This is a genomic window from Streptomyces sp. NPDC014861, assembly GCF_043081625.1.
Classification (GTDB): Bacteria; Actinomycetota; Actinomycetes; order Streptomycetales; family Streptomycetaceae; genus Streptomyces.
This window is the reverse complement of the sequence record NZ_JBIBWV010000009.1, coordinates 159,504-180,639: the sequence shown is the minus strand read 5'-3', so window position 1 is coordinate 180,639 and position 21,136 is coordinate 159,504. Positions and strand designations below refer to the sequence as shown.

The following is a 21,136-nucleotide window of genomic DNA, read 5'->3' as shown; positions in this document are numbered from 1 at the left end:
CGGGTCGTCGAGGCGCCGTGGGGCCCGGTCGGTATCCCCACCCGCACCGCCGTCGAAGGGGCGGGCGCGGTCGCCGTCGCGCAGCCAGGCGCCGGCGGCTCGCGCCGGTCAGGGCTCTCGTCCCGGTGGAGAGATCGATCTCACACGGTAATGTGCACCATATGTCCGAAATAATCGATCCTTCGGATGTGGCCGACCGCAGCGGCGCAGGGCCCTCCCCCCTCGCCGGAACGCACATCCTCCTCGGCGAACGGGACGCGGAGACCGCCGCCCGCTCCACCCGGGCCCTGCGCGAGCACGGCGCGTCCTCGGTGCTCGCCGTCGACTCGCCGGAGGCGTTCCTGCACGCCGGCGCCGCCCCGCCCGCCCCCGTACGGTTCTGGGACGCGGCCGTGTGGCACACCGGGTTCGGCGGGGACGACGGCTCGCTGGGCCGGTTCCTGGAGAAATGGCGGGCACAGCACCCGGGGATCCCCGTGGTCGTGACCGACGACGCGCCCAGCGCCCGGCTGGCGGTCGCCGCGCTGCGCGGCCGTGCCGCCGACCTGGTCGAGCGCTCCGACCCGGAGGGGCTCGCGGCGGCCGTCGCCCGGGCCGTCGCGGAACGGGCGGACCCGCTCGGCGTCGAGGGAGCCGGACAGGGATCGCTGCGCATGCTGGTCGTCGGCGCCCACCCCGACGACGTCGAGATCGGCATGGGCGGCACCATCCACCGCCGCGCGCACAGCGGCTGGGACGTCACCGTCCTCACCATGTCCGGCGGAGGGAACGGCGGCGACCCCGTGCGGCGCCGGGAGGAAGCGCACCGCGCCGCCGAGGTGCTGGGCGCCCGCCTCGTCATGGAGGACCTTCCCGACGGTTCCATGGCTGACGACCGGATCACCGTGGAGGCCGTCGAACGGGCGGTCGCCGAGGCCTCGCCGGACGTCGTCGTCGTCCACTCCGAGAGCGACACCCACCAGGACCACCGGGCCGTGCACCGCGCCACACTCGTGGCCTGCCGCAAGGTGGCGCGGCTCGCCTGCTACCAGTCCCCCTCCGCTACCGCGGCCTACCGGCCGAACCGCTTCATCGAACTCAGCGAGGTCGACGTGCAGGCCAAGCTCGCCGCGATCGCCGCGCACCACTCGCAGGCCGCGAACCGCTGGTACCTCGACGAGGACCTGCTGCGCTCCACCGCCCGCTACTGGGGCCGCTTCTCCCAGACCCGCTACGCCGAACCCCTGGAGCTCGTCCATGAGCGCAACCCCCTCCTCCTCTGAGCCCGACCTCTCACTGCCCCTCGGCAGACCGCCCCGGGTCCTGGTCACCGGCGCGGGCGGGCCCTCCGGAGTGTGCTTCCTGCGCGCCCTGGACGGCGCGGCCGAGCGGTACGCGGCGGACGTCGACCCCAACGGCGCCGGCCTCTACCTCGTCCCTCGCGCCTACCGGATGCTGGTGCCGCCCGGCGCGGCCCCCGGCTACGCCGAGGCGCTGCTGCGGCTGTGCGCGCGGCACGAGATCGACGTCCTGGTGCCGACCGTCGACGCCGAACTGGTGGCGCTCGCCCGCGCGGCCGACGCCTTCGCCGCCGCGGGAGTCCGGCTGCTGGTCTCCTCCGCCGAGGCGCTGGAGACCTGCCTGGACAAGTGGCGGCTCGCCGAGGCCTGCCAGGGCGCGGTGCGGCTGCCGGACACCCGGCTCGTCGGACCCCCGGGCACGGCGGAGGCCGGCGGCGGCTTCCCGGCGATCGCCAAGCCGCGTACCGGCTCCGGCTCCCGGGGCATCGTCCTCGTCCGCTCCGCCGAGGAGCTGGCCGGACTGCCCGCGGACGGCTCCTACCTGCTCCAGGAGTTCCTGCCCGGCACCGAGTACTCGGTCGACGTGCTCACGGACGCCGCCGGGCGAGTGGTGGCCGCCGTACCCCGGGCGCGGGACAAGACGGACTCGGGCATCGTCGTGGCCGGCCGCGTCCTCGACCTGCCGGAACTGTCCGGGATCGCCGAGGACACCGTCCGCACCCTCGGGCTGCGCGGCGTCCTCAACGTCCAGGTCCGCGAGGACCGGGCCGGAAAGGCCGCCCTCCTGGAGGTCAACCCCCGCCCGCCGGGCGGCATGTCGCTCACGGTGGCAGCCGGGGTGGACATGCCGAGGTGGGCGGTCGCCTCGCTCCTCGGCACGGAACTGCCCGACCGGATCGCACACCGCGAGACCGCGGTCGTACGCCACTGGCAGGACGTCGTCCTCGCGCCGCGCGAGCTCGGCGCCATGGGCGACGCCACCGAGGCCGCCCCGCCGGACGCCGCGGGGACCCGGGAGGCCGCGGCGTGACCGGCGAGGCGGCCCGGGACCGGCCGCTCCCGGGCCGCGACCCGCTCCGTACCGACCTGCACACCCACACCGACTTCTCTTCCGACGGGCACGACTCCCTCGGTGCCGTCGTCGCGGCGGCGGACGACGCCGGACTCCGTACGCTCGTGCTCACCGACCACGTGCGCGTGGACACCACCTACCTGCCGGGCTACGCCGACGCCGTCCGTGCGGCCCGCGCCGACACGCCGCTCGACCTCGTCTGCGGGGTGGAGGCGAAGATCCTCGACACCGAGGGCCGGATCGACCTCCCGGCGGACCTCCCGGGCATCGAGCACGTCGCCCTGGCCGACCACCGGTTCCCGCTGCCCGACGGGCCCGCCCACCCCGACTCCGTACGGGCCCTGCTCGACGAGGGACGGCTCGCGCCGGACGAGGCGCTGAGGCTTCTCGTGCTCGCCACGGCACGGGCGGTGGAACGGGTCCCGGAGGGCCTCACCACCCATGTGGCGCACCTGTTCAGCGTGCTGCCCAAGGCCGGGCTCGACGAGGAGGGCGTCGACGCGGCGCTGCTGGAGCCGCTGGCACGGGCCTGCCGGGAGCGGGACGCGGCGGTCGAGCTGAACGAGAAGTGGCGCTGCCCCTCCGTGCGCACGGCCCGGCTGCTGCACCGCGCCGGGGTCCGGCTCGGGGCCGGCAGCGACGCCCACCGGGCACAGGACGTGGGCCGCTTCCCCTGGGTCACGGAGGCGCTGGCCGACGCGACGACGGAGGAACGGTGCACGTCCTGAACCAGATCCTGCACGTCGTGGCGACCGTCGTCGTCCTCCTCGGGGCGGTGCCGCTGGTCGCCGCCGTCCTCCAGTTCCTGCTGGTCGGCCTCCAGCGCTTCCGGCACCTGTACGAGGACCGGCCGCCGTGCCTGCCCCGCACCGCCGTCCTGATCCCGGCCTGGAACGAGGCACCGGTGCTCACCTCGTCCGTCGAGGGCCTGCTCGCCATGCGCTACCCGCCGGACCGCATCCGCGTCGTGGTCGTCGACGACGCCAGCACCGACGCGACACCGGAAGTGATGCGGGAGCTGATGGCCCGCCACCCCGGGCAGGTGACGCACCTGCGCCGGGAGGACGGCGGCCAGGGCAAGGCCCACACCCTCAACCACGGCCTCGCGCACGTCCTCGGCGACGACTGGGCCGAGGCCGTGCTGGTGATGGACGCCGATGTCGTCTTCGACCGTGACGCCCTGCTGCGGATGACCCGTCACCTCGCCGACCCCGGGGTCGGCGCCGTCACCGCGTACATCAAGGAGGGCAGCGGGAAGCAGGGCAACTACCTGACCCGCTACATCGCCTTCGAGTACATCACCGCCCAGGCCGCCGCCCGGCGCGCGCAGAACGTCCTCGGCGTCGTCGCCTGTCTGGCGGGCGGGGCCCAGCTGCACACCCGGGCGAGCCTGGAGGCGATCGGCGGCCGGATCGACACCTCGACGCTGGCCGAGGACACCGTCACCACCTTCGAGACGCAGCTGGCCGGCCGCCGGGTCGTCTTCGACGGGTACGCCACCGTGCTCGCCGAGGAGCCGGGCGACCTGGCCGGGCTGTGGAAGCAGCGGCTGCGCTGGGCGCGCGGCAACCTCCAGGTGACCCGCCGCTACCGCCACCTGTGGTTCCGCCCCTGGAAGCGACGGGAGGGAGACCGGCTCGGCTCGGTCCTCTTCGGCCTGATCTGGTACTCGCTGCTCGCGACGCCGGTGCTGCTGACGGCCTGTTCGGCGTCCTTGCTCTACCTGTACTTCACCGACTCGGACCGCTCGTGGGAGCTCTTCCGCTGGCTGTGGGTCATCAACCTCGTGTGCTACCTCCTGATCATCCTGATGGCGGCGGCCGTCGACGGAAGCACCTTCCGGCGCTGCTGGCGCGAGGCGCTGATCTACCCCGGGATCGTCTCCACCCTGATCCTCGTGTTCACCGCCCTCCCCGGCCGCTTCCTGCCGCTCCTCGAACGGCAGGGGTGGCTCGCCGAGGACGGCTCGCCCCACCTGCTGATGATCGTGGTCTACGCCTGGCTGGGGCTGTCCCTCCCGCTCGCCTGGCTCGCCAAGCTCCTCACCGGCACCCGGCTCCGCTTCCTCGCCCCCGTGCTGCTGCACCTGGTCGGGTACGGCTCGCTGCTCGCCGCCTGCCTGGTCGCGGCCTGGGTCCAGGAGCGCAGGAAGAAGGAGCTGAAGTGGGACAAGACCGAGAAGACCGGGAAGGTGGCGGCGGGACGATGACGCACAGGGACCCTGCCCCGCCGGCCGGTTCCGGTCCCGGTCCCGGTTCCGGTCCCGGTTCCGGTTCCGGTCCCGACGAGGAGCTGCGTCGGTACGTCGAGGAGCTGACCGGCGACGACCGGCGCCGCGACCGGCGCCTCTTCTGGACCGAACTGCTGGTGGTCCTGCTCGTGGCCGCCGCCCTCGCGGCCCGTGAGCTCTGGTTGACCTGACCCCTCAGTGCAGGAGGAACGGGTCGGCCTCCAGGGCGGCGAGTGCGAACCACGCCGTCGTACCGGTGTGGAGACTGGCGTACAGGGTGTCGCCCTCACCGGTGCGCAGCCCGTCCGAGGAAGCGGCGACGATGCCGTACCCGTCGGCGTTCGGGGCGTGGGCCTGAGCCTCGCGAAGGGTGGCGAGGAACGCGTCGGCCCGCTCGGCGTCATCGTCGCCGCCGCGGCGGCGGAGGGCCGCGGCCATGTGGGCGGTGCCCTCGAACCACACCTTGGAGGTGTCGGCGTCGCTGACCGACACCCCGCTGAACCCGCCGTCCTCCGCGGCCAGACGGCTGAGAGCCCAGTCCAGGGACCCGGCGTGCCGGGCGTCGCCGGTCGCCAGGAAGGACCAGCTCTGCGGGTCCTCCGGGATCGGCGAGCGGTTGACGGTGGAGCCGTCGGTGCCGGTGCCGGTCCAGAAGGCGCCGCCGTCCGCGTCCCACAGGGCGTCGAGGAACCCGGTCGCCACCGCCGAGCGGTCGGCCCACCCCCGGTCGCCGGTGACGTCCGCGAGACCGCGGAAGAAGGCGGCGACGTCGATGTTGTGCTCGGTGGACTTCCAGCCGAGCGGGGCCCCGGAGGCGGGGATGCCGCCGGTGTACCCCGGGGTACCGGTCGTCGAGGCCGCGTGGTCCTGGATCCACTCGGCGAGCCGCAGCGCGCCGGCCCGGTAGGCGGTGCCGTTCGTCACCCGGTGGACGTGCAGGAGGGCCAGTCCGGCCCACGCCTGAGCGCCCGTGAAGGAGTCGGCGGCGGCGACGGCCGGCAGCCCGTCCGCCGCGGTGACCTTCCCCGAGGCGTACGACTGGCGGATCCGGCCGTCGCCGGCGGCATCGCCCTCCTGGAGGGCGAGCAGGGTCCCCGCGAGGGCGCCGGCCCGCTCCAGGTCGGCGTCCGTCCCGCGCGCGCAGTAGGCGATCACGGTGAGCGCCACGTCGTAGGTGAAGGCCACGGTGGAGTGGTGGGTCTCCATCCAGCCCCCGGTGTAACTGCGCGGCAGCCCCTGCCGGATGCCGCCCGCGGCCTCGTCGACCCGGCGGTCGAGGAAGGTGTACGCGCGTGCCGACGCCTCCTTCTCATCCACGCCGCCACCCTCCGTCCCCGACGGCCCCGCCGCGCCCGACGAGCAGCCACCGAGCATCGCCGCCGCCGCGCCACCCATGACCGCCGCCGTGAACACGCGCCGGCTCACCGCTCCGCGCCGATTCTTCGAAAAGTACATGGATCACCACATAAGCCATTCTGTTCCCTTCCTGAGCACGGACACGCGGGACATGCGGCAGGTGCCGATCGCGGGGCGGGCCCGGAGGAAGCCCGCAGCCGGTCGGGTGGCGCCGGGAACGCCCGCGCCCACAGAGCAACGCGCGCCGGAACCGATACCGCCGTCGGGAGCGCCGACGCGGAGACCGTACGGGCGTCACGGCCCTTCCGATCGGCTCGTCGGCTCGTGGGACCGCGGCTCGAACACGAAAGGGGCTGACTCTGGAGAGTCAGCCCCTTCCACGCTCAGAAACGCCTACCCGGCCCAGACGGCTGCGCTGACCGTGCCGGACTTGTGCCATCCAGTGGAGTAGGTCTCACTGCTGGGCGTTCCCAGCGTCGGGGATGTCCAAGATCCGATCTTGATCGAGCCGTAGGCTGCCTTCCTGTCCTTGCTGTTGGTGTCGGTGAGGGCTCCTCGAACCAGGGTTTCACCGTCTCCGTTGACGCACCTGCTGTACGTGATCTTTGCGCCGGGGACTTCCTTCGTCAGGGCTTTCACACAGATGCCTGCCGCGGTGGCCGACGTGGCGGTCAGCGCGGTCAGACCGGTCGTGGCCAGGACGATGGTCCCCGCCACAGCAGCAATGCGCTTTACCGCTGTCATATGCAACTCCCCGTTTCGGTACGAGCGTCCGTACTCGTTTCGTGGCACGTGCACCCAGTATGGAGAGCCCCGCTGCGCCTGCGTGCCTATAACGTTCCAGGGTCCGAAGGCTCCACTGCCCGTACCGCAGCGGGCGGCCGGGCCACCCGGGGTGGGCGGAGCGCGTCAGGCCGGGGGCCGGTGTGCACCCGGTGAGGACGAGGGGCGGGCGACAACCTGGCGAGGGTCCTGCGATTCTGTGCGCTGACAGATCGTCGGACTTTGAAGGGCATCACCGCTCATGCGCATGAACCGTCTCACCACCACACTCCTGGCCACCGCGCTCGGCTGCGCCGGTGTCCTGGCCGCCGGTCCCACGGCCGGGGCCGCCGCCACGTCCGGCTGCCAGTACAAAGTCGTGTGGCCGACCGCCGGTGTGTACGAGAACCCGAACCCGAACAGCGTGGTCGTCAAGATCAAGCACGCCGGGGACATAGTGGGCGCGTCGACCTGCGAGGGCGCCGGCTACAACGAGTACGGCTACGTCCTGGTCACCACCGACGCGGCCGCCGACCGCCGGGGCTGGATGCGGGTCGAGGCCGTCGTCCAGATCTGACGCATCCGCGTGGCACCGGGTCCGGGTGCCGCCACTGTGCTGCAACCCCGGCCCGGTCGCCACGGCGAGGCGGCAGCGCCCGCGCTTCACGGTCCGCGCCCGCGCCGGACCGGGCCACCGCGCTGTCGCCCGACGTGGTGGCACCGTCAGCCGGTTCCGTCGTCGGCGGTGACGTGGTCGGTGAAGAGCGGCGCCCGGTCGTGGTGGCGCCCGTCCCTCTTCGGGTTCCTCGCGACCGGCCGGGGCGGTCGGCGGCACCTCGGAGAGCCCGCGTAGCAGGATCCGGAAGACGCCACGGCGCCGGTCGCCGGTTCCTGTGGCTGGGCCGCGATCTCCCCGACGCCGTCACCCCGCCACGACCCGTGCCCGCCATCGGAAAGTCGATGCGGCCCTGCCCGCTCCCGTACGGGCGCGGAACGTGGGGGAGACCGGTGCCGGGCGGCGACCCTCCCGCGCGGGCAGCTCCTGGCCGCATGTTCCTCGCGCAGGCTGAGGTCACGTGGCTCTGCCGGAGGAGTCCGGTTGCGTCGCTCGGCGGACCTCTCTGATGGCCAGAGCCCCGGTAGCCGCTGTCGCCCCGAGCGGCAGAAGAGGCAGCAATACCGCGATCCCCCAGGAAACGAAGCCTGTGTCGACCGCTTCGTAGCTTCCCCAGGGCTTCTGTGCCGCTCGGATGGTCTCGCCTCGTTGGCCGTCGTACGTGACCTCTATGGTGCGCGCGTTCGTCGTGTTCTGTGACGGGCCGCTGCAGGCGGTGCGGGTGGTGCCCCGTGTTCCGTCCTCACGGTGGCACTCTGCGAGCCGCACCTCCACGGCGTTCCCCAACAGGTTCAGCCGTGCGATGCCGGTGAACACCGTCCCTGTTGTCGCTGCCGCGCACAGCAGGGTGAGCACGGCGTAGGCGACGACTGCGAGGATCCATCCCTTGGACATGGGCTGATCATGCCGCCCGCTGAGGACTTCAGGCCCCGAGGGGGGCGTCTTCCGCGACCGCGCGGGCGTTCCCGACCCTGAGCCGCCCCTTGACGACCCGGCGCGGGCGGAATGGCGCGGGGGCCGCGCTGACCAGGAGGACGCGGCCTGAGCAGCGCTGCCCGGCCGTTCCGGCCCGCGTCCGCCGGCGACAGCAAGGCGGTCCTCGAGCACTCCTTAGGATGCGCAGGTGAAGACCGCATCTTTCTCCAGACGCCTCCTCGGCGTCCTGTGCGGCGGAGCCCTCGCGGCCACCGCCCTCCTAGCGCCTGTCGAAAGCACTTCCACCGAACTCGACGCCAAGCCCATGGCGGCCGGGACGTACGAGCTGAACCAAGTCGCGACGAGCAACGCCGGCCTCATAGCCGACCTCGAGAACAATCAGGTCGTCCAGCGGGTCGACTACACAGCCGTTCTTTCGGAGCGGAACGGCAGCCCCGGACTCTGCCACGGGCACGGTCTGAACGGCGCGCTCAAGTACGACGGCTTCTGCTGGGACAACAACGATGATCTGACCAAGCCCTCGCTCCCCGGAGGGGGATGGACGCCACAGGGCTTCGCCGGTGCCCACGCGTCCTCCCCGGACGGCAGCTACAACGGTCGCCGGTCGCTCTACGCCGCCACCTGGTACTACGCCACAAGCTACGAGGAGGCCGACAAGGACCTCTACGCCCGACTGAGTCTCGTGGAGTCCACCGGCAGCCAGGTCAACTACGGGCACGTGGCCCTTGTGGAGCCGGTCGCGGGAGGGTTCAAGAAGCTCACGCACCGGACCCACGCGGACGGTGTGGCTTGGTACGGCAATTGGATGCTGGTGGCCAACGGCACCGAACTCCAGGTGTACGACCTGCGCCACGTCTGGCGCATGTCCTCCACGAGCACGGGCACCGGCGTGGTCGCCGGCCAGAGTTCCGCCTTCGGGCACAAGTGGGCGCTGCCGCTCGTCGCGCGTTACAGCACAACCGGGTCGATCATCGGCAACCCCCGCGCCTGCGGTATGGCGACCACGGGCAAGCCGCTCTGCCTCAGCACCGTGAGCGTGGACCGCACCGGCTCCAGCCCGGCTCTGATCTCGGCGGAGAACAGGGGGTCCGGGGAGGCGCGGGTCGTGCGCTGGCCGCTGACGGGCTTCGGCGAGAAATCGCTTCCGGCCAGTATCGCCTCGAGCCTCGACTTCTCCACGTGGGTGTGGGGCGTCCAGGGAATCGCTCGGGACGGAAACAACTACTTCCTCTCGGGGACCTGCCCGCGTACGTGGCCGGGATGGACCAAGAATGAGGACACGGGCGAGTACGAGAACAAGCTCTACTCCTGCATCCACGTACAGAACGCCACCACTGGCTCGACGCAGGTTCTCTCCCAGGCTCCCTATCTCACCCAGGGCCTTTCCTACGACCCTCACGCGAGTCGACTCTGGGGCATGAACGAGGCGTACAACGGCCGACGCGTCGTCTTCTCCCTTCAGCCCTACGCCGGCCGCACCGATTCTCAGGGCTGGGGATGGCTGTCGAACCACAACCGCCCCGGATTCATCTGCGCCACCCCCCAGGGCGGTGCGACGGCGAACGGCACACCGCTCACCGTGTGGCCGTGCACCGGCTCCGAATCCCAGCGCTGGGCACATGTGGACGGTCTCCTCGTCCACAAGGAGAGCGGAAAGTGCATGACGCCGCAGGGCAACGCCGCCTCGACCAACGGCACCCTGCTCACCTTGTGGACCTGCAACTCCAACAGTGACATTCAACGGTTCACGTTCGTCAACGGCGGCTACGTCAACACATGGGGCAAGGCCATCACGCCCAAGGGAAACTCCTTCGAAAGCGGCGTCTGGCTCACACTCTGGACCAAGGAGGCCCCGCCGAATCCGGACGACCCCTCGACCGTCAGCCGAGGCGACGTGCAGGAGTGGATCGTCAAGGGCTTCCTCGACTGAACGGATTAGCAGGAGTCCCGGGTACCGGCACCCCCGGCGCGAGGACCTGATACGCGCCGGGTGGCTCGCCCGCTCGACACCCAGGGCCGCGGCCGGCGGATGGAGGTCCACCCCGTTGCCAGGCCCCGTCCCTGAGCACCCCCACCGGCCGTCCCTGCCCCAGGATCCGCCTTCCTCAAAGCGCCGTACTGCTGCCGCTTCCCCTGCCACAGTGCTTCTGAGAGGCTGGCTGGTCACTGCGGGCCAGGGAGGCTACAGGATGTCTGGGGGGCGAGTGGAAGCGGAAACCGACAAGCCCGGAAATGGTCAGTCGCAGCTGGTCCGGGATCTCGTGCGTTCGGTCGTGGCGTCCGTCGCGCCGGAGGAACTACCGATGGTGGACGGGCTGCGCCGCTTCGACGACGCCACGGTGACCAGGCGATTAAGCCGCAAGGAGGGGCGTCGCGAGCCGCTGGGGTTCGGAATCGGAGAGGTTGCCGCCCTGGTGACACCCGTCGTGTGGCTGGTGCTCGATGGAGTGGCGCAACACATGGTGGCCTCGACGGTGACCCGCACTTCCCGCAGGGCGAAGGGAATCGCGCGTCGACTGTTCCGACGGCCGGCCTCAGTGGCAGCGGTCCCGGCGCTGACCCGCGATCAGCTGGTTCACGTCCGTGCCCTGATCTTGGCAACAGCTCAGCAGCGCGGGTTCAGTGCCGAGCGGGCCGACGAGATCGCCGATGCGGTGGTGGCTCGGTTGGCCCTCTCCGACGAATCGGATGCTCCCGCTCCTCCGACACCAGAACCTCCAGCCGATCCAGACGCCACGGGCACGGCTACCGGGCAGGACTAGATGTCCGCCGGGCTCGGACCGGAAGAGCGGCTGCGGATCGACGAGAAGGTCCTGGGCGCGGGGACGGGCCCCAGGTTCGTCGCCCTGTTGCTTCTGATGCTGACCGCCAGTGGGTCCATGATCCTGGAGGTCTTCAGGGTCGTGGCCGACGGGGATGTCGTCGGATGCACCTTGGCCGCGGGTGTGGACCCCGATGACGGAAGTTACTGGAACTCGTCACTCAGCATCACCGGTCAGGGCATGGCCTTTCAGTCCTGCATGTCCATGTGGGCGCCCGCGCCGGCGTGGTGGCAGATGGCCGGCTGGCCCTTGCTGCTGGTGGTCATGGCATGGCTGCTCTTCGCCGCGCTGCCGCGTTGGAAGTCCCGCCGCGGCCGTGTCATCCCTCTGGAGTCCGTCGACCCGGACGGCACGGTCCGTGCCCAACTCCGAGAGCTGTGCGCCGCGACGGACGTGGCATCGATGCCCCGGGTGGTGGTGGACCCCGCGGCCACCTCCGTGAGCGCCGTGGTGTTCGGCCGCACCCGCCGTCCCGTGATCTGTCTTCACGGCGGCCTGCTCGCCGTCCGTGAGAGCGATCAACAACGGTTCCGAGCCGTCCTGCTGCACGAACTCGCCCACATCGCCAACCGTGACATCACACTGACCTACCTCACGGTCTCCCTGTGGCGAGTCTTCCTGGCGCTGGTGCTGCTGCCGTTCGTGCTCTGCTGGGGCTATGTGGCGTACGGAGTCGTCGCGGACGGCGGCACGCTGCGGCTGGACAGGGCAGCGGCGTCGGCCGTCGTCATGGTCGCGCTGCTGTATCTCGTCCGCTCCGACACCCTACGGAGCCGAGAGATCTACGCCGACCTGACCGCAGCCCGCTGGGGCGCGGACCCGCGTGGATGGTCCCTCACCACCGTGCCGCAGCGGAGTACCGCGCGCCGCGCTCTCGACTCGTTCCTGCAACTGTGGCGCACACATCCGCGTTGGGGCCTGCGGCAGGGAGCCTTCGCCGACCCCGCGCCGCTGTTCCGCACAGCCGTGCTCCCCCTCTTCCTCCTCGGGACCGTGCCGGTCATGGCCGCACCCCAGGTGATTCGGCAGATCGCGCTGTATCACGTCGATTTCACCAACAACCTGATGGTGATCGTGGTCGCCGTTCCTGGCGCGCTGGTGGCCGGTGTCATGGTCGTCGCCTTGTGGCGGGCGGTCGCGTATGCCCTGCTGACGGGTTCCCGGGTGCCCTCCGGGGCATGGGCCGGCGCGTGGCTGGGAGCGGGCATGTCGGTAGGCCTGGTCCTGAGCGGCTGGGGGGCGGGCTGGTCCTGGCTACCGAAGCAAGCCCTGATCCTTCTCGTACCCGTGGCGGCGGGAGCAGCCTTCGGTTGGTGGGTCACGCAGTGCGCACGTCTCTGGATCGGCACCTCACGCGGACGGACCCTGCGTCCCGCGCTGGGTCTCTGCGCGGCCGCTTCCTCCGTCGTCATGATGGCGTGGCTCACATGGTGGCTGCTCGCCGGGGTCATCAGCATGAACAGAGGCAGTCCCGACACCCGTCTGGTCGTCAGCGACATCCTGCAATGGCTTCCCTCCGCTGTTCAGACCGGGGACCTGAACGGAGTTCCCGGCATCGCCGTGGTGTTTCCCCAGCTGAGCGGCGTTGCCGAAACGCCGATGTGTGCCCTGGTGATCACCCTTCTCTGGGTACTGCCGCTGCTCGCCTGGGCGAAAGGTCCGGCAGCGGACAGCCCAGCCTGGGGGCCGACTCGGACAGCGCTGAGGGAAGACCCCGCGGCGGCTCTGCGCAAAGTCCTGCGCCCCGGCTTGGTCGGTGGGGTGCTGGCCTGCCTGGCCGTCGTGGGCATCCAGGCCTACGTCCACACCGGACAGCCGGCGCTGGACGCGCGGGGCGGTTTCTACGCCCTGCGGTACACAGCACTCCTGCTGCTGGCACTGTGCGTGCCGGCAACCATGGCCGCCGCCGTTGCGAGCACCGCGGACCGACGCTACCGCCTGCTCGCAGGCCTGATAGCCGGTCAGACAGCAGCTCTGACGGGGCTCGTCGCCATGACGCTGCTCGCGTCGATCGACGGCTGTGTCACCCCCCTCAACGTGCTGTCGGACAGCTGCGCCTGGCGCCCGGCATGGCGACGGCCGTTGTTCCCCTTCACGTTCATCGTGAACAACGCTCTGGTCCTGTGCGCACTCACCGCCGTGATCACCGGACTGGCCGCCGGTGTTCTCCGCTCCCGTCGGCCGAACGCGCCCGTGACCGTCCACGCCGATGCGCGGCCCCGGGGAACGCGCACCCGGTTCCTCGCGGTGAGTCTGCTGTGCGCCCTGGCGGTCGCGGCCACCGCGACGGACGGAGCTGTCCGGAGGTACCAGCTCGGCCTCAGAACCGACTTCGTCACATCCCAGCGCAACTTGGTGCAGGCCTGGGGGCTCCCGGACCCGCCACTGTCACAAGCCACTCGACTCAGGCAGATCAGGGCCTGGTACCGCCTTCGAGGCGACGTGCTCATCGACGTAGCGATCATGTTCGACCGGCAACTGACTGCCGCTCTCATGGCCGCCAAGGACGAGAAGGACCGGTGGGACAAGCTGTACCGGTCGCTTCCGGAAGTCTGTGACGACTGGGGGATGGCCGCCTGGTTCGAGACGGTGTGGTTCCGCGTGCCCGCCGAACCACCTGTACGAGCCGACTGGCACCAGATGGCCACCTGGGCGGCCACCGGAAGCCGACGTTGCGCCGAGGCACTGGAAGCACGCGACCCCAGGGCCCTGCTGGATGCGCTGCGGAACCTTCGCGCGGCCGCCTTCTGCGCCGAGTCGGTCAACGCCGCGATCGATGGAATCCTGCGCGAAGGCGGCTATCGGGGCACGTCCCGCCCGGCCGCGAAGGGCTCCACGGCCTTCTGCGACCACAAGGGGCAGGAGCAGGCGCGCGGAAGCTCCTGACGACGGCTTCGGCGTGGCCCTCCACACGGAAGGCGTGATGCCCTGCGCCGCGCTCCTCGTCGGCGACCACCGTGGCCACGACGGCGGCTCTCCGATGCCAGGGATCCGGTATGACCACTCTGCACGCCCGCAGCCCTACCACCTCATCGCCATCGAGGTACGGTCACCGTCCGCGTCACGCCCCCTCCCACACCCGGTGATCCGGGTCCCGGGCAGATGCCGCGGCACTCCAGCCGTGGATCGTGATCATGGATGCCGAAGCCGCCCGTCGGTAGCCTGTGCCGGTGCTGGGACCTGGGACGAAGCGCGGTTGACGGCGGACGGCTTCGAGCGCGTGTACGCCGAGTTGGAGACCCACCCGGGCCGGGGCGGGATCGACGCCCGGTACGACGAGTTGGCCGAGCAGCTGGCGCCGTGTCGGCAGGCGCCGGACGGCGCGAGGCGGCTGCGGGGCGAAATCCGGTTCGATGGAGGGGCCCGCTACCGGGTCGAGGGTCTGGACTACTGGTTCCGGTGGCGTCCAACAGGTGAGGCCGCCGTCGATCATGAGGTGTCGTGTGGACAGTCAGAGGTCGACGAGGAAGGGCGACGTCGTCGCCGGCTCGGTTGGCGGCCGAGGGTACGCGGTGGTGCTCCCGCTGCCCCTGCCGCCAGAGGTGAGCTGTTGCCCTCGGAGGAAGGCCGCTGCCCTCGGTCCTGAGGCCCCGCCGTGACGGGGACTCAGGACCGACCTGGCGGGGAGGCCCGGGGCATCGTCCCCCTGAGGCCGCGTCAGCAGGGCACCCGGAAGAGGCTGCCGTCCTTCGGACGCCGCGGGCGGAGCCGTCAGACCCAGAGGGTGTGGCCACCGTGCATGTCCCGGCCGATGACGGGCCGCAGCACCCGGTCGCCGCGCACTCCGCGCCGGTCCTGTGAGCATGTCGCCCTGTCGGCCGGACCCGGTGCCACGATTGAACGAGCAACAGCCTTCGGGCTTCCCTGGCCGGTGGTCCCTCGACAGGAACGTGTCTAAGCTGGTCGTGGGGGATACCACGCGGTCGCACGCGATGGGAATGGAAGCCATGGGTGGCAGGCAGAGCTACGCGACCTTCGAGACGTGCACCGCGGTCGCCGACGGGGCCCGCGCGTCGGAGATCGCCGCCACGACCTCTCCCTTCCGGATCGAGGTCCGCTTCGTGCGCGGGCTGACACCGGGCCAGAAGGCCGTCTTCGCCGAGGCCGCCGAGCGGGGGACGCGGGTGAGCGTCGGCGACCTGGAGACCGCGATCGTAAGGGACTTCAGCGACACCGTCATCGTCGACGACGTCCGCATCGACGCCGAGGGCGTCCCGGTCGACGGCACCGGCCAAGTCCCGGACATCCCCGGCCAGGCCGGACCGACCCCGGTCGGTGAACCGCCCGCACCCGTCCCCGTCGCCGACGACGGAGGGACGGGCAGCGCGGGCAGCCGCTGGCGCGAGTCCGTCTCCGACCACGGACTGACGTCGCCGAGCGTCGACGGCAGCGGCAACCCCCTGAGCCGGCTGACGGTCGCGAGTCTCCAGGACCTCAGACACACCGTCGACCTGGACGCCGCCGAGCCATACGTCCTGCCGAACCTCTTCTCGGCCGCGCGCTCCGGCCGCGTCCTCGCCGCCGATCCCCGACGCCTCGTGCTGCCGACCCTCCCGTCCCGCGTCCCCGCGGAGGCCCCGTGACGAAACCCGCCGTCGTCCGCTGAGGGGTGGGCCGCCGGGGGGTTGGACACGTGTGCGCCGAGGAGTACGTCATGGGCCGCAACGAGGAGCGCAGACTCCGGAACGACCCGGGCCCGGTGCCCGGCGAACCGCTGAAGTTCTTTCCCGGAGTCGGCGAGCACCGAGGCGCCGACGGCGTCCTGCGACGCTACCTCGATCCCGGAGCCACCCTCTTCCGCGCTCCGACCGATCGCAGGGCCGTCAACACCTTCGTACGGGAGCGCGCGAGCGACCTCGGGACCGAGCGCGCCGACCTCCGCGAGGTCGCGGCCGACCGGGACACCCGGACCCTGAACGTCCGCTACCAGCAGTATCACCAGGACGTCCCGATCCGCGGCGCCATGCTCCAGATGGTGGCCGACACCCGGCAGGCGGCCGTCGTACAGGTCGAGAACGCCACGGAGTCCGACGTCTCCGAGGCCCCCGACGTGAGCGCGGCCCAGGATCCCGACCTCGTCGGGAAGGCCGCCCTCACGCCGTTCCGCAAGGGATACGCGACGGCCGAGGTCGTCCGTGACGACCTCGTCTACCTGCGGGACACCGCCCGGCCCCCGCTGCCGGAGACGGATCGCCCCACCGCCCCGCTCGCGCTGCTGCGCAAGGGCAGGCGGCGTCCGGACGGCAGGCTGCACCTCGTCCACGACCTCATCGTCGAGACCACCGGACCCTTCGAGCACTTCCGGGTCGTCGTCGACGCCGTGGAGGGGAAGCTCCTCTGGATCGAGGTCGCCGGACGGTACGTCACGGCCACGCTCGATGTGTACATGCCCGACCCGGTGACACAGTCGAACGACGGCACGCTCAGCTCCATCTCGACCCACGACACCCTGAAGCAGTTCGCCCGTGACGTGCAGGTGGACATCGCGGACGCCGACGCGCAGGGGCAGTTCCACCTGAAGGGGGACTGGGTCCTGTGCAGCGACTGGGACGCCTCCGGATTCCTCCAGCCGACGTCCACCACGAAGCTCTTCCGGTTCGGCAGCCACGTCAAGGACAAGGCGTTCCTCAGCGCGAACGCGTACTACTGGACCGACACCTTCGCCCAGTACCTCCGCGGCCTCGGCGACCCCGTCCTCAACGCCCGCATGGTCCCGGTCGAGATCGACCCCCAGGGTGCTCCGTCCACCGACCGCAGCGAGTGGATCGGCACGACCGCGCCCCCGCGGATCCGCTTCGACATGAAGCACGTGCCCGGCGCCGCCGACCTCGGCATCATCGTGCACGAGTACACGCACGGCGTCGTCCAGTGGCTTCGCTCGGGACCGCCCGGCCCCCTGGAGTACGAGCACAGCGTCTGCGACGTCATGGCGGGCATCTTCCGGGACCGGTTCAACCCCGCGGGACACCGCAGGACCGAGACGTTCCCCTTCGACAACAACCTCCAGGACGAATGGAGCAAGGGACGACGGCTCGACCTGACCCAGCGCTTCGACGACGCCGACTTCGACGACTACACACCGGACGTACGCACCTCCATGCTGGCCTCCGGGCTGTGGCGGTGCTACCTCGGCATGGGCGGCGACAAGAAGGAGGTGGCCGCGCGGAAGAAGGCCGGCGACAGGATGACCAAGCTGCTCCTCGGGCTGATCCCGCGCCTGGGGCAGGACGTCAGGGACAGCAGGAAGAACGCCGTCCACCTGGCCGAGACCCTCATCTCCGTGGACGCCACGCTCCACGGCGGCCTGTACGAGAGCCTGATGAACAACGTCTTCTCCGACCAGGGCCTCTGGCCGAAGCCGATCGTGGACGTGTACATCGCCGATCGGCCCGGAGACACCGGCGCCATCCCGAGCGGCACCGGCGACGACCCGACCTGGCAGTCGCCCGACATCTGGGTCCGCAACGCACTGGAGGGCGACGATCCGGCGGCCGGCCACCAGGACCCCATCCTCAACCAGCCGAACTACCTCTACGTCCGGGTGCACAACCGGGGCTCCGCCCCGGCCGGCGCCGACCGCTTCAGCGTCGACACCCACCACTGCAAGCCGGGAACCGGCATGACCTGGCCCAGCCACTTCAAGTCCATCGGTTCGCAGGTCGTCCACCAGGCGATCCCGCCCGGCGGATCGGTGCGGGTCGGCCCCTTCCTCTACGTCCCCGAGGCCGCAGGCCACGAATGCCTGATCGCCATCGTGCACGGCCCGGACGACCCCGCCGGCGCCGCCATGTCCGGCCAGCTGCTGGCACACGACCAGCTCGTGCGCCAGAACAACAACGTGGGCCAGCGCAACGTCTCCCCCCGCATGTCCGTCCTCGGCGGCCAGACCCGGCTGTCCCTCACGCTCCGCGGCGCGCCGGTGGACACGGACGGCGCCTGGGAGCTGGACGCCAAGGAGATGCCCCCGGACACCCAGATCACCGTCCGGACGCTGAGCAGCCTCGTGAAGGCCTCCGAGCTCACCGACATCGCTGTGACGGAGTCCGGAGAACTCCGCTCCACGCTCCGGATGACGGGCGGACACAAGGCGCTCATCGAGGGCTTCCGGCTCGGCGCCGAGGACGAGGTGGTGGCCGACCTCGTCATCGACTTCGCCCACGAGGCCGAACACCTCAAGCGGTACCCCTTCGTCGCCACCCAGATCCAGGACGACGAAGTGGCCGGACGCATGACGATCGAGATCACCGCGGTCAAGGACCTCTCGGAGTACTTCTTCGGCAACCCGAAGAGCCACGAACTGCACATCGCGACCTGCCCCTTCTTCGAGAAGCTCTCCCGCGCGCACCGGCTCCCCTTCGCCCGGCTGGAGGAGGCGCGGGCCCACGGCTACAACGGCTGCGCCTACTGCCTCCCCGACGCCAACACCGGCTGAGACGCGCGGAGATCGGCAGACCGGCGTAGGCTGGAGGAGGTGACTGCGAGATGGCGGCGACGAGCGGATTCACGGACGACCTGATGCTCCGGTACCTGGTGCCGGACCACGTGACGTCGCTCCTCGTCCCCGCCACGGACCCCCAGCGCGACCGGGTGCGGTCCCTGCTGGTCTCCGTCTACGACCCCGCCTCCCTCGCCATCAGATCGGTGGAGTCCGTCGAGGTCGTCCACCAGGAGTTCCAGACCGCCGTCCACGCCTCGATCGCCGTGCGCGGCTCCTGGGACAAGACCCTTCCCCTCACCGAACAGGCCCGCGCCACCGTCGAGATCCCGGCGAACCCCGCGGTCCACTGGATCGACATGGCCCTGGAGACCGTGGTCGTGGTGAAGGCCGCCCCGGCCGACAGCCTCCTCGCCTCCGTCGAGGCGGAGGCGGCCTGGACGACGCCCGAAGGTGCCCCGCCACGCCAGGACGCGTACGAGCGGCCCTACGGGCTCCGGTACGCCGAACCACCCCCCTTCGACCCGACGGCGCCCGCCCGCAGCCTTCCCTTGCGGGTCTCGGCGCTCTTCTTCGACCGCCTCGACCTCGCCGACGCGCTGCGCCGGCTCGGCCAGGCCAAGCGGGCGGTCGACGCGGCGAGCCCCCGTCCGGCGGCCCAGGACGCCGGCACCCCGCTCGCCTCCAGCGCGTGGCTCGCGGTCTTCCCGGCCACCGCGACCGACGAACCGTCACGGACGACCGAGCAACTGGTCGGAGATCTGCTGGCGACCCAGGGATACGTCGCCGCCTTCGAGACGGCACCCTGAGAGCCCGCGGTCACCGGCCGCGCCCCGCCCGCCCCCCCCCGTGGAGCCGGGCGCGCACACGGTGAGGAGCAGTCGATGCCGTTCAACTACGTCACTGTCACGGCGAGCAGTGAACTCTTCGCACCCGCCACCAGAGCCTTCGGGGACATCCTCGTCCTCGGCAAGGGGGCCATCGGGAGGGGCGCCACCACCGCCCGGTCCTTCACCTATCCGGGCGAGGCCGCGACGGCGTACCCGAAGGGAGTGACGAGGCTCACGGCCAAGGCCGACAAGTCCGCCACCACTGTCACCGCGGCCGCGAGCTTCCCGGACGGCACCCGCGTCAGGATCGGCAAGGGCGAGAAGACCGAGTTCCTCACCGTCAAGTCGGTCGCCCCGGCAGAAGGGAACGTCTTCACCTGGACCCTCGAAGCCGGCCTGGCCGAGGAGCACCCGAGCGGTGACCCGCTGGTGTGGGAGAAGCCCAACGACGTCGCCCTCGCCATCGCCACCGCCTTCCGGCAGACACCGCCCCCGACCCGCGTCTGGGGCATCGAGGTGGACCCGGCCACCCCGGACTGGGGCGCCGCGTTCACGCAGGCCGAGGACCTGCCGGTGCAGATCCTCGTCCTGGCGAGAACCCCCCTCAACGCGACCCCCGCCACCGACCACCCGGTCGAACTCCTCGCCAAGCACGTCGTGGCGGTCTCCAACACCGGTGGGGACGGCAAGGAACGCATCGGCGTCGCCGCGCTGGACCCCACCGAGACGCAGGCCGTGCAGGTGGGGCGGAACACCGGAGCGATCAAGACCGACCGCATGGTGCTGATCGCCCACAAGGAATCCACGGACGACGTGGCCGCGGCCGTCGCGGGCGTGATCGCGGGCCATGAACCGCACGTCTCCCTGCTGCTCAAGCCCCTCAACATGGGGATGTCCGGCCTCTTCTCGGCCACCGAGGTCGAGGAGTACTACGAGAAGTCCATCAACTGGGTCACCAGCCCCGTCATGCTCCCGGGCCACGCCCTCTACATGGGCGAGGGCCTCACCGCCAGCCCGGCCGGGAACAAGAAGTACGTCGACATCGTGCGCACCCTCGACGACATCAGCTTCCGGATCAAGGCCGCGCTGATCCAGGCCATCGGAGACATCCGCATCGACCGCCCGGGGCTGCGCACGGTCGTCACACTCGTCCAGAGCGTGCTCTCCCCGCTGGTGAGCCGGGACGTCATCGAGGAGTACGTCATCCACATCCCGCTCCTCGTGCTGCTGGAGCGGGAACCCGCCACGCTCAGCCCCGAGGAGGTCGAGCAGATCGGGACCGGACGCAGCACCAGGAAGGTCGACATGGAGGTCTCGGTCGTCTACGCGGGCGTGATCCACCAGATCGCCGTCAAGCTGGCCCTCAAGGGTTAAGGAGCGCAGTGATGACCGAGGTCAAGTGGGACACCAGACTGACGGTGATGATCGACACCACCGTGGTCACCCCCATCGACTCGTTCAACCCGACCTTCAACAGCCCGGTGCAACCCCTGCACTCGCTGGAGGCCGACAACGTCGCCCACGTCGTCCAGCCCAAAGCCTTCACCTTCTCCATGGCGGTGAAGGCGATCGGCCCGGTCGTCGCCAAGCTGACCCAGATGGCCCTGGAGCACAAGAGCTTCAACATCGGGGTCCAGGAGGCCTCGGGCAGCGACTGGACGTTCCAGCAGATCGTCTTCAACGACTGCTACATCACCTCCGCCGCCAGCACGATCGTCATCGACGGCGTGCCGACGACCACCTTCAACTGCGTCTGCCTGGAAGTCACCCCCACCAGCGCCTGACCGGAAGGCGAAG

Annotated in this window: 17 protein-coding genes; 14 read left to right on the top strand and 3 right to left on the bottom strand. The window is 70.9% G+C overall.

The window, feature by feature from the left end:
• The first annotated feature begins 188 nt into the window (after nucleotides 1–188).
• Genes ACF1BN_RS20780 through ACF1BN_RS20760 form a run of 5 tightly spaced genes read left to right on the top strand, consistent with a single transcriptional unit; the run spans nucleotide 189 to nucleotide 4,773 of the window.
• Nucleotides 189–1,262 carry a PIG-L family deacetylase gene (locus tag ACF1BN_RS20780; RefSeq protein WP_392333044.1) on the top strand — a complete coding sequence of 358 codons (1,074 nt, stop codon included), beginning with the start codon at nucleotides 189–191 and terminating at the stop codon, nucleotides 1,260–1,262.
• Nucleotides 1,237–2,310, top strand: coding sequence for an ATP-grasp domain-containing protein (locus tag ACF1BN_RS20775; protein WP_392333043.1), 1,074 nt, complete (start codon nucleotides 1,237–1,239; stop codon nucleotides 2,308–2,310). The genes ACF1BN_RS20780 and ACF1BN_RS20775 overlap by 26 nt, the downstream gene beginning before the upstream one ends.
• Nucleotides 2,307–3,080, top strand: a complete 774-nt coding sequence (locus ACF1BN_RS20770; RefSeq protein ID WP_392333042.1) for a PHP domain-containing protein — start codon at nucleotides 2,307–2,309, stop codon at nucleotides 3,078–3,080. Before ACF1BN_RS20775 ends, ACF1BN_RS20770 begins: the two co-directional genes overlap by 4 nt.
• Nucleotides 3,068–4,561 carry a glycosyltransferase gene (locus tag ACF1BN_RS20765; protein ID WP_392333041.1) on the top strand — a complete coding sequence of 498 codons (1,494 nt, stop codon included), beginning with the start codon at nucleotides 3,068–3,070 and terminating at the stop codon, nucleotides 4,559–4,561. Before ACF1BN_RS20770 ends, ACF1BN_RS20765 begins: the two co-directional genes overlap by 13 nt.
• Nucleotides 4,558–4,773 (top strand): hypothetical protein, encoded by a 216-nt coding sequence (locus ACF1BN_RS20760; RefSeq protein ID WP_392333040.1) that lies wholly within the window; start codon nucleotides 4,558–4,560, stop codon nucleotides 4,771–4,773. Before ACF1BN_RS20765 ends, ACF1BN_RS20760 begins: the two co-directional genes overlap by 4 nt.
• Nucleotides 4,774–4,777: 4 nt before the next feature.
• On the opposite strand, the gene ACF1BN_RS20755 is transcribed toward ACF1BN_RS20760, so the two are convergent.
• Both ACF1BN_RS20755 and ACF1BN_RS20750 read right to left on the bottom strand, forming a co-directional pair.
• Complete coding sequence (locus ACF1BN_RS20755; protein WP_392333039.1) at nucleotides 4,778–5,899, bottom strand: hypothetical protein; 1,122 nt, start codon at nucleotides 5,897–5,899, stop codon at nucleotides 4,778–4,780.
• A gap of 432 nt (nucleotides 5,900–6,331) precedes the next feature.
• Nucleotides 6,332–6,682 carry a hypothetical protein gene (locus ACF1BN_RS20750; RefSeq protein WP_392333038.1) on the bottom strand — a complete coding sequence of 117 codons (351 nt, stop codon included), beginning with the start codon at nucleotides 6,680–6,682 and terminating at the stop codon, nucleotides 6,332–6,334.
• Between the two features lie 280 nt (nucleotides 6,683–6,962).
• Here ACF1BN_RS20750 and ACF1BN_RS20745 point away from each other — a divergent pair, with 280 nt between their 5' ends.
• Nucleotides 6,963–7,277 carry a glycosyltransferase gene (locus ACF1BN_RS20745; protein WP_392333037.1) on the top strand — a complete coding sequence of 105 codons (315 nt, stop codon included), beginning with the start codon at nucleotides 6,963–6,965 and terminating at the stop codon, nucleotides 7,275–7,277.
• 495 nt (nucleotides 7,278–7,772) lie between these two features.
• Here the strand turns inward: ACF1BN_RS20745 and ACF1BN_RS20740 are convergent, their stop codons facing one another.
• The gene (locus ACF1BN_RS20740; RefSeq protein WP_392333036.1) at nucleotides 7,773–8,210 is read right to left on the bottom strand and encodes a hypothetical protein; all 438 of its coding nucleotides are present in this window, start codon (nucleotides 8,208–8,210) and stop codon (nucleotides 7,773–7,775) included.
• A gap of 229 nt (nucleotides 8,211–8,439) precedes the next feature.
• Here ACF1BN_RS20740 and ACF1BN_RS20735 point away from each other — a divergent pair, with 229 nt between their 5' ends.
• The 8 genes from ACF1BN_RS20735 (at nucleotide 8,440) to ACF1BN_RS20700 (ending at nucleotide 21,123) form a co-directional block, all read left to right on the top strand.
• Nucleotides 8,440–10,182: an RICIN domain-containing protein gene (locus tag ACF1BN_RS20735; RefSeq protein WP_392333035.1), complete on the top strand. Its 1,743-nt coding sequence runs from the start codon at nucleotides 8,440–8,442 to the stop codon at nucleotides 10,180–10,182.
• Between the two features lie 274 nt (nucleotides 10,183–10,456).
• Nucleotides 10,457–11,014 carry a hypothetical protein gene (locus ACF1BN_RS20730; protein WP_392333034.1) on the top strand — a complete coding sequence of 186 codons (558 nt, stop codon included), beginning with the start codon at nucleotides 10,457–10,459 and terminating at the stop codon, nucleotides 11,012–11,014.
• Nucleotides 11,015–13,960 (top strand): M48 family metalloprotease, encoded by a 2,946-nt coding sequence (locus ACF1BN_RS20725; protein ID WP_392333033.1) that lies wholly within the window; start codon nucleotides 11,015–11,017, stop codon nucleotides 13,958–13,960.
• Nucleotides 13,961–15,021: 1,061 nt separating this feature from the next.
• On the top strand, nucleotides 15,022–15,657 hold the full coding sequence (locus ACF1BN_RS20720; RefSeq protein WP_392333032.1) for a hypothetical protein: 636 nt from the start codon (nucleotides 15,022–15,024) through the stop codon (nucleotides 15,655–15,657).
• A 71-nt stretch (nucleotides 15,658–15,728) separates the two neighbouring features.
• On the top strand, nucleotides 15,729–18,506 hold the full coding sequence (locus tag ACF1BN_RS20715; RefSeq protein ID WP_392333031.1) for a hypothetical protein: 2,778 nt from the start codon (nucleotides 15,729–15,731) through the stop codon (nucleotides 18,504–18,506).
• A 50-nt stretch (nucleotides 18,507–18,556) separates the two neighbouring features.
• Nucleotides 18,557–19,318, top strand: a complete 762-nt coding sequence (locus ACF1BN_RS20710; RefSeq protein WP_392333030.1) for a hypothetical protein — start codon at nucleotides 18,557–18,559, stop codon at nucleotides 19,316–19,318.
• A 75-nt stretch (nucleotides 19,319–19,393) separates the two neighbouring features.
• Nucleotides 19,394–20,713 carry a hypothetical protein gene (locus ACF1BN_RS20705; RefSeq protein ID WP_392333029.1) on the top strand — a complete coding sequence of 440 codons (1,320 nt, stop codon included), beginning with the start codon at nucleotides 19,394–19,396 and terminating at the stop codon, nucleotides 20,711–20,713.
• Between the two features lie 11 nt (nucleotides 20,714–20,724).
• Nucleotides 20,725–21,123 carry a hypothetical protein gene (locus ACF1BN_RS20700; RefSeq protein ID WP_359533215.1) on the top strand — a complete coding sequence of 133 codons (399 nt, stop codon included), beginning with the start codon at nucleotides 20,725–20,727 and terminating at the stop codon, nucleotides 21,121–21,123.
• The last annotated feature ends 13 nt before the right edge of the window (nucleotides 21,124–21,136 follow it).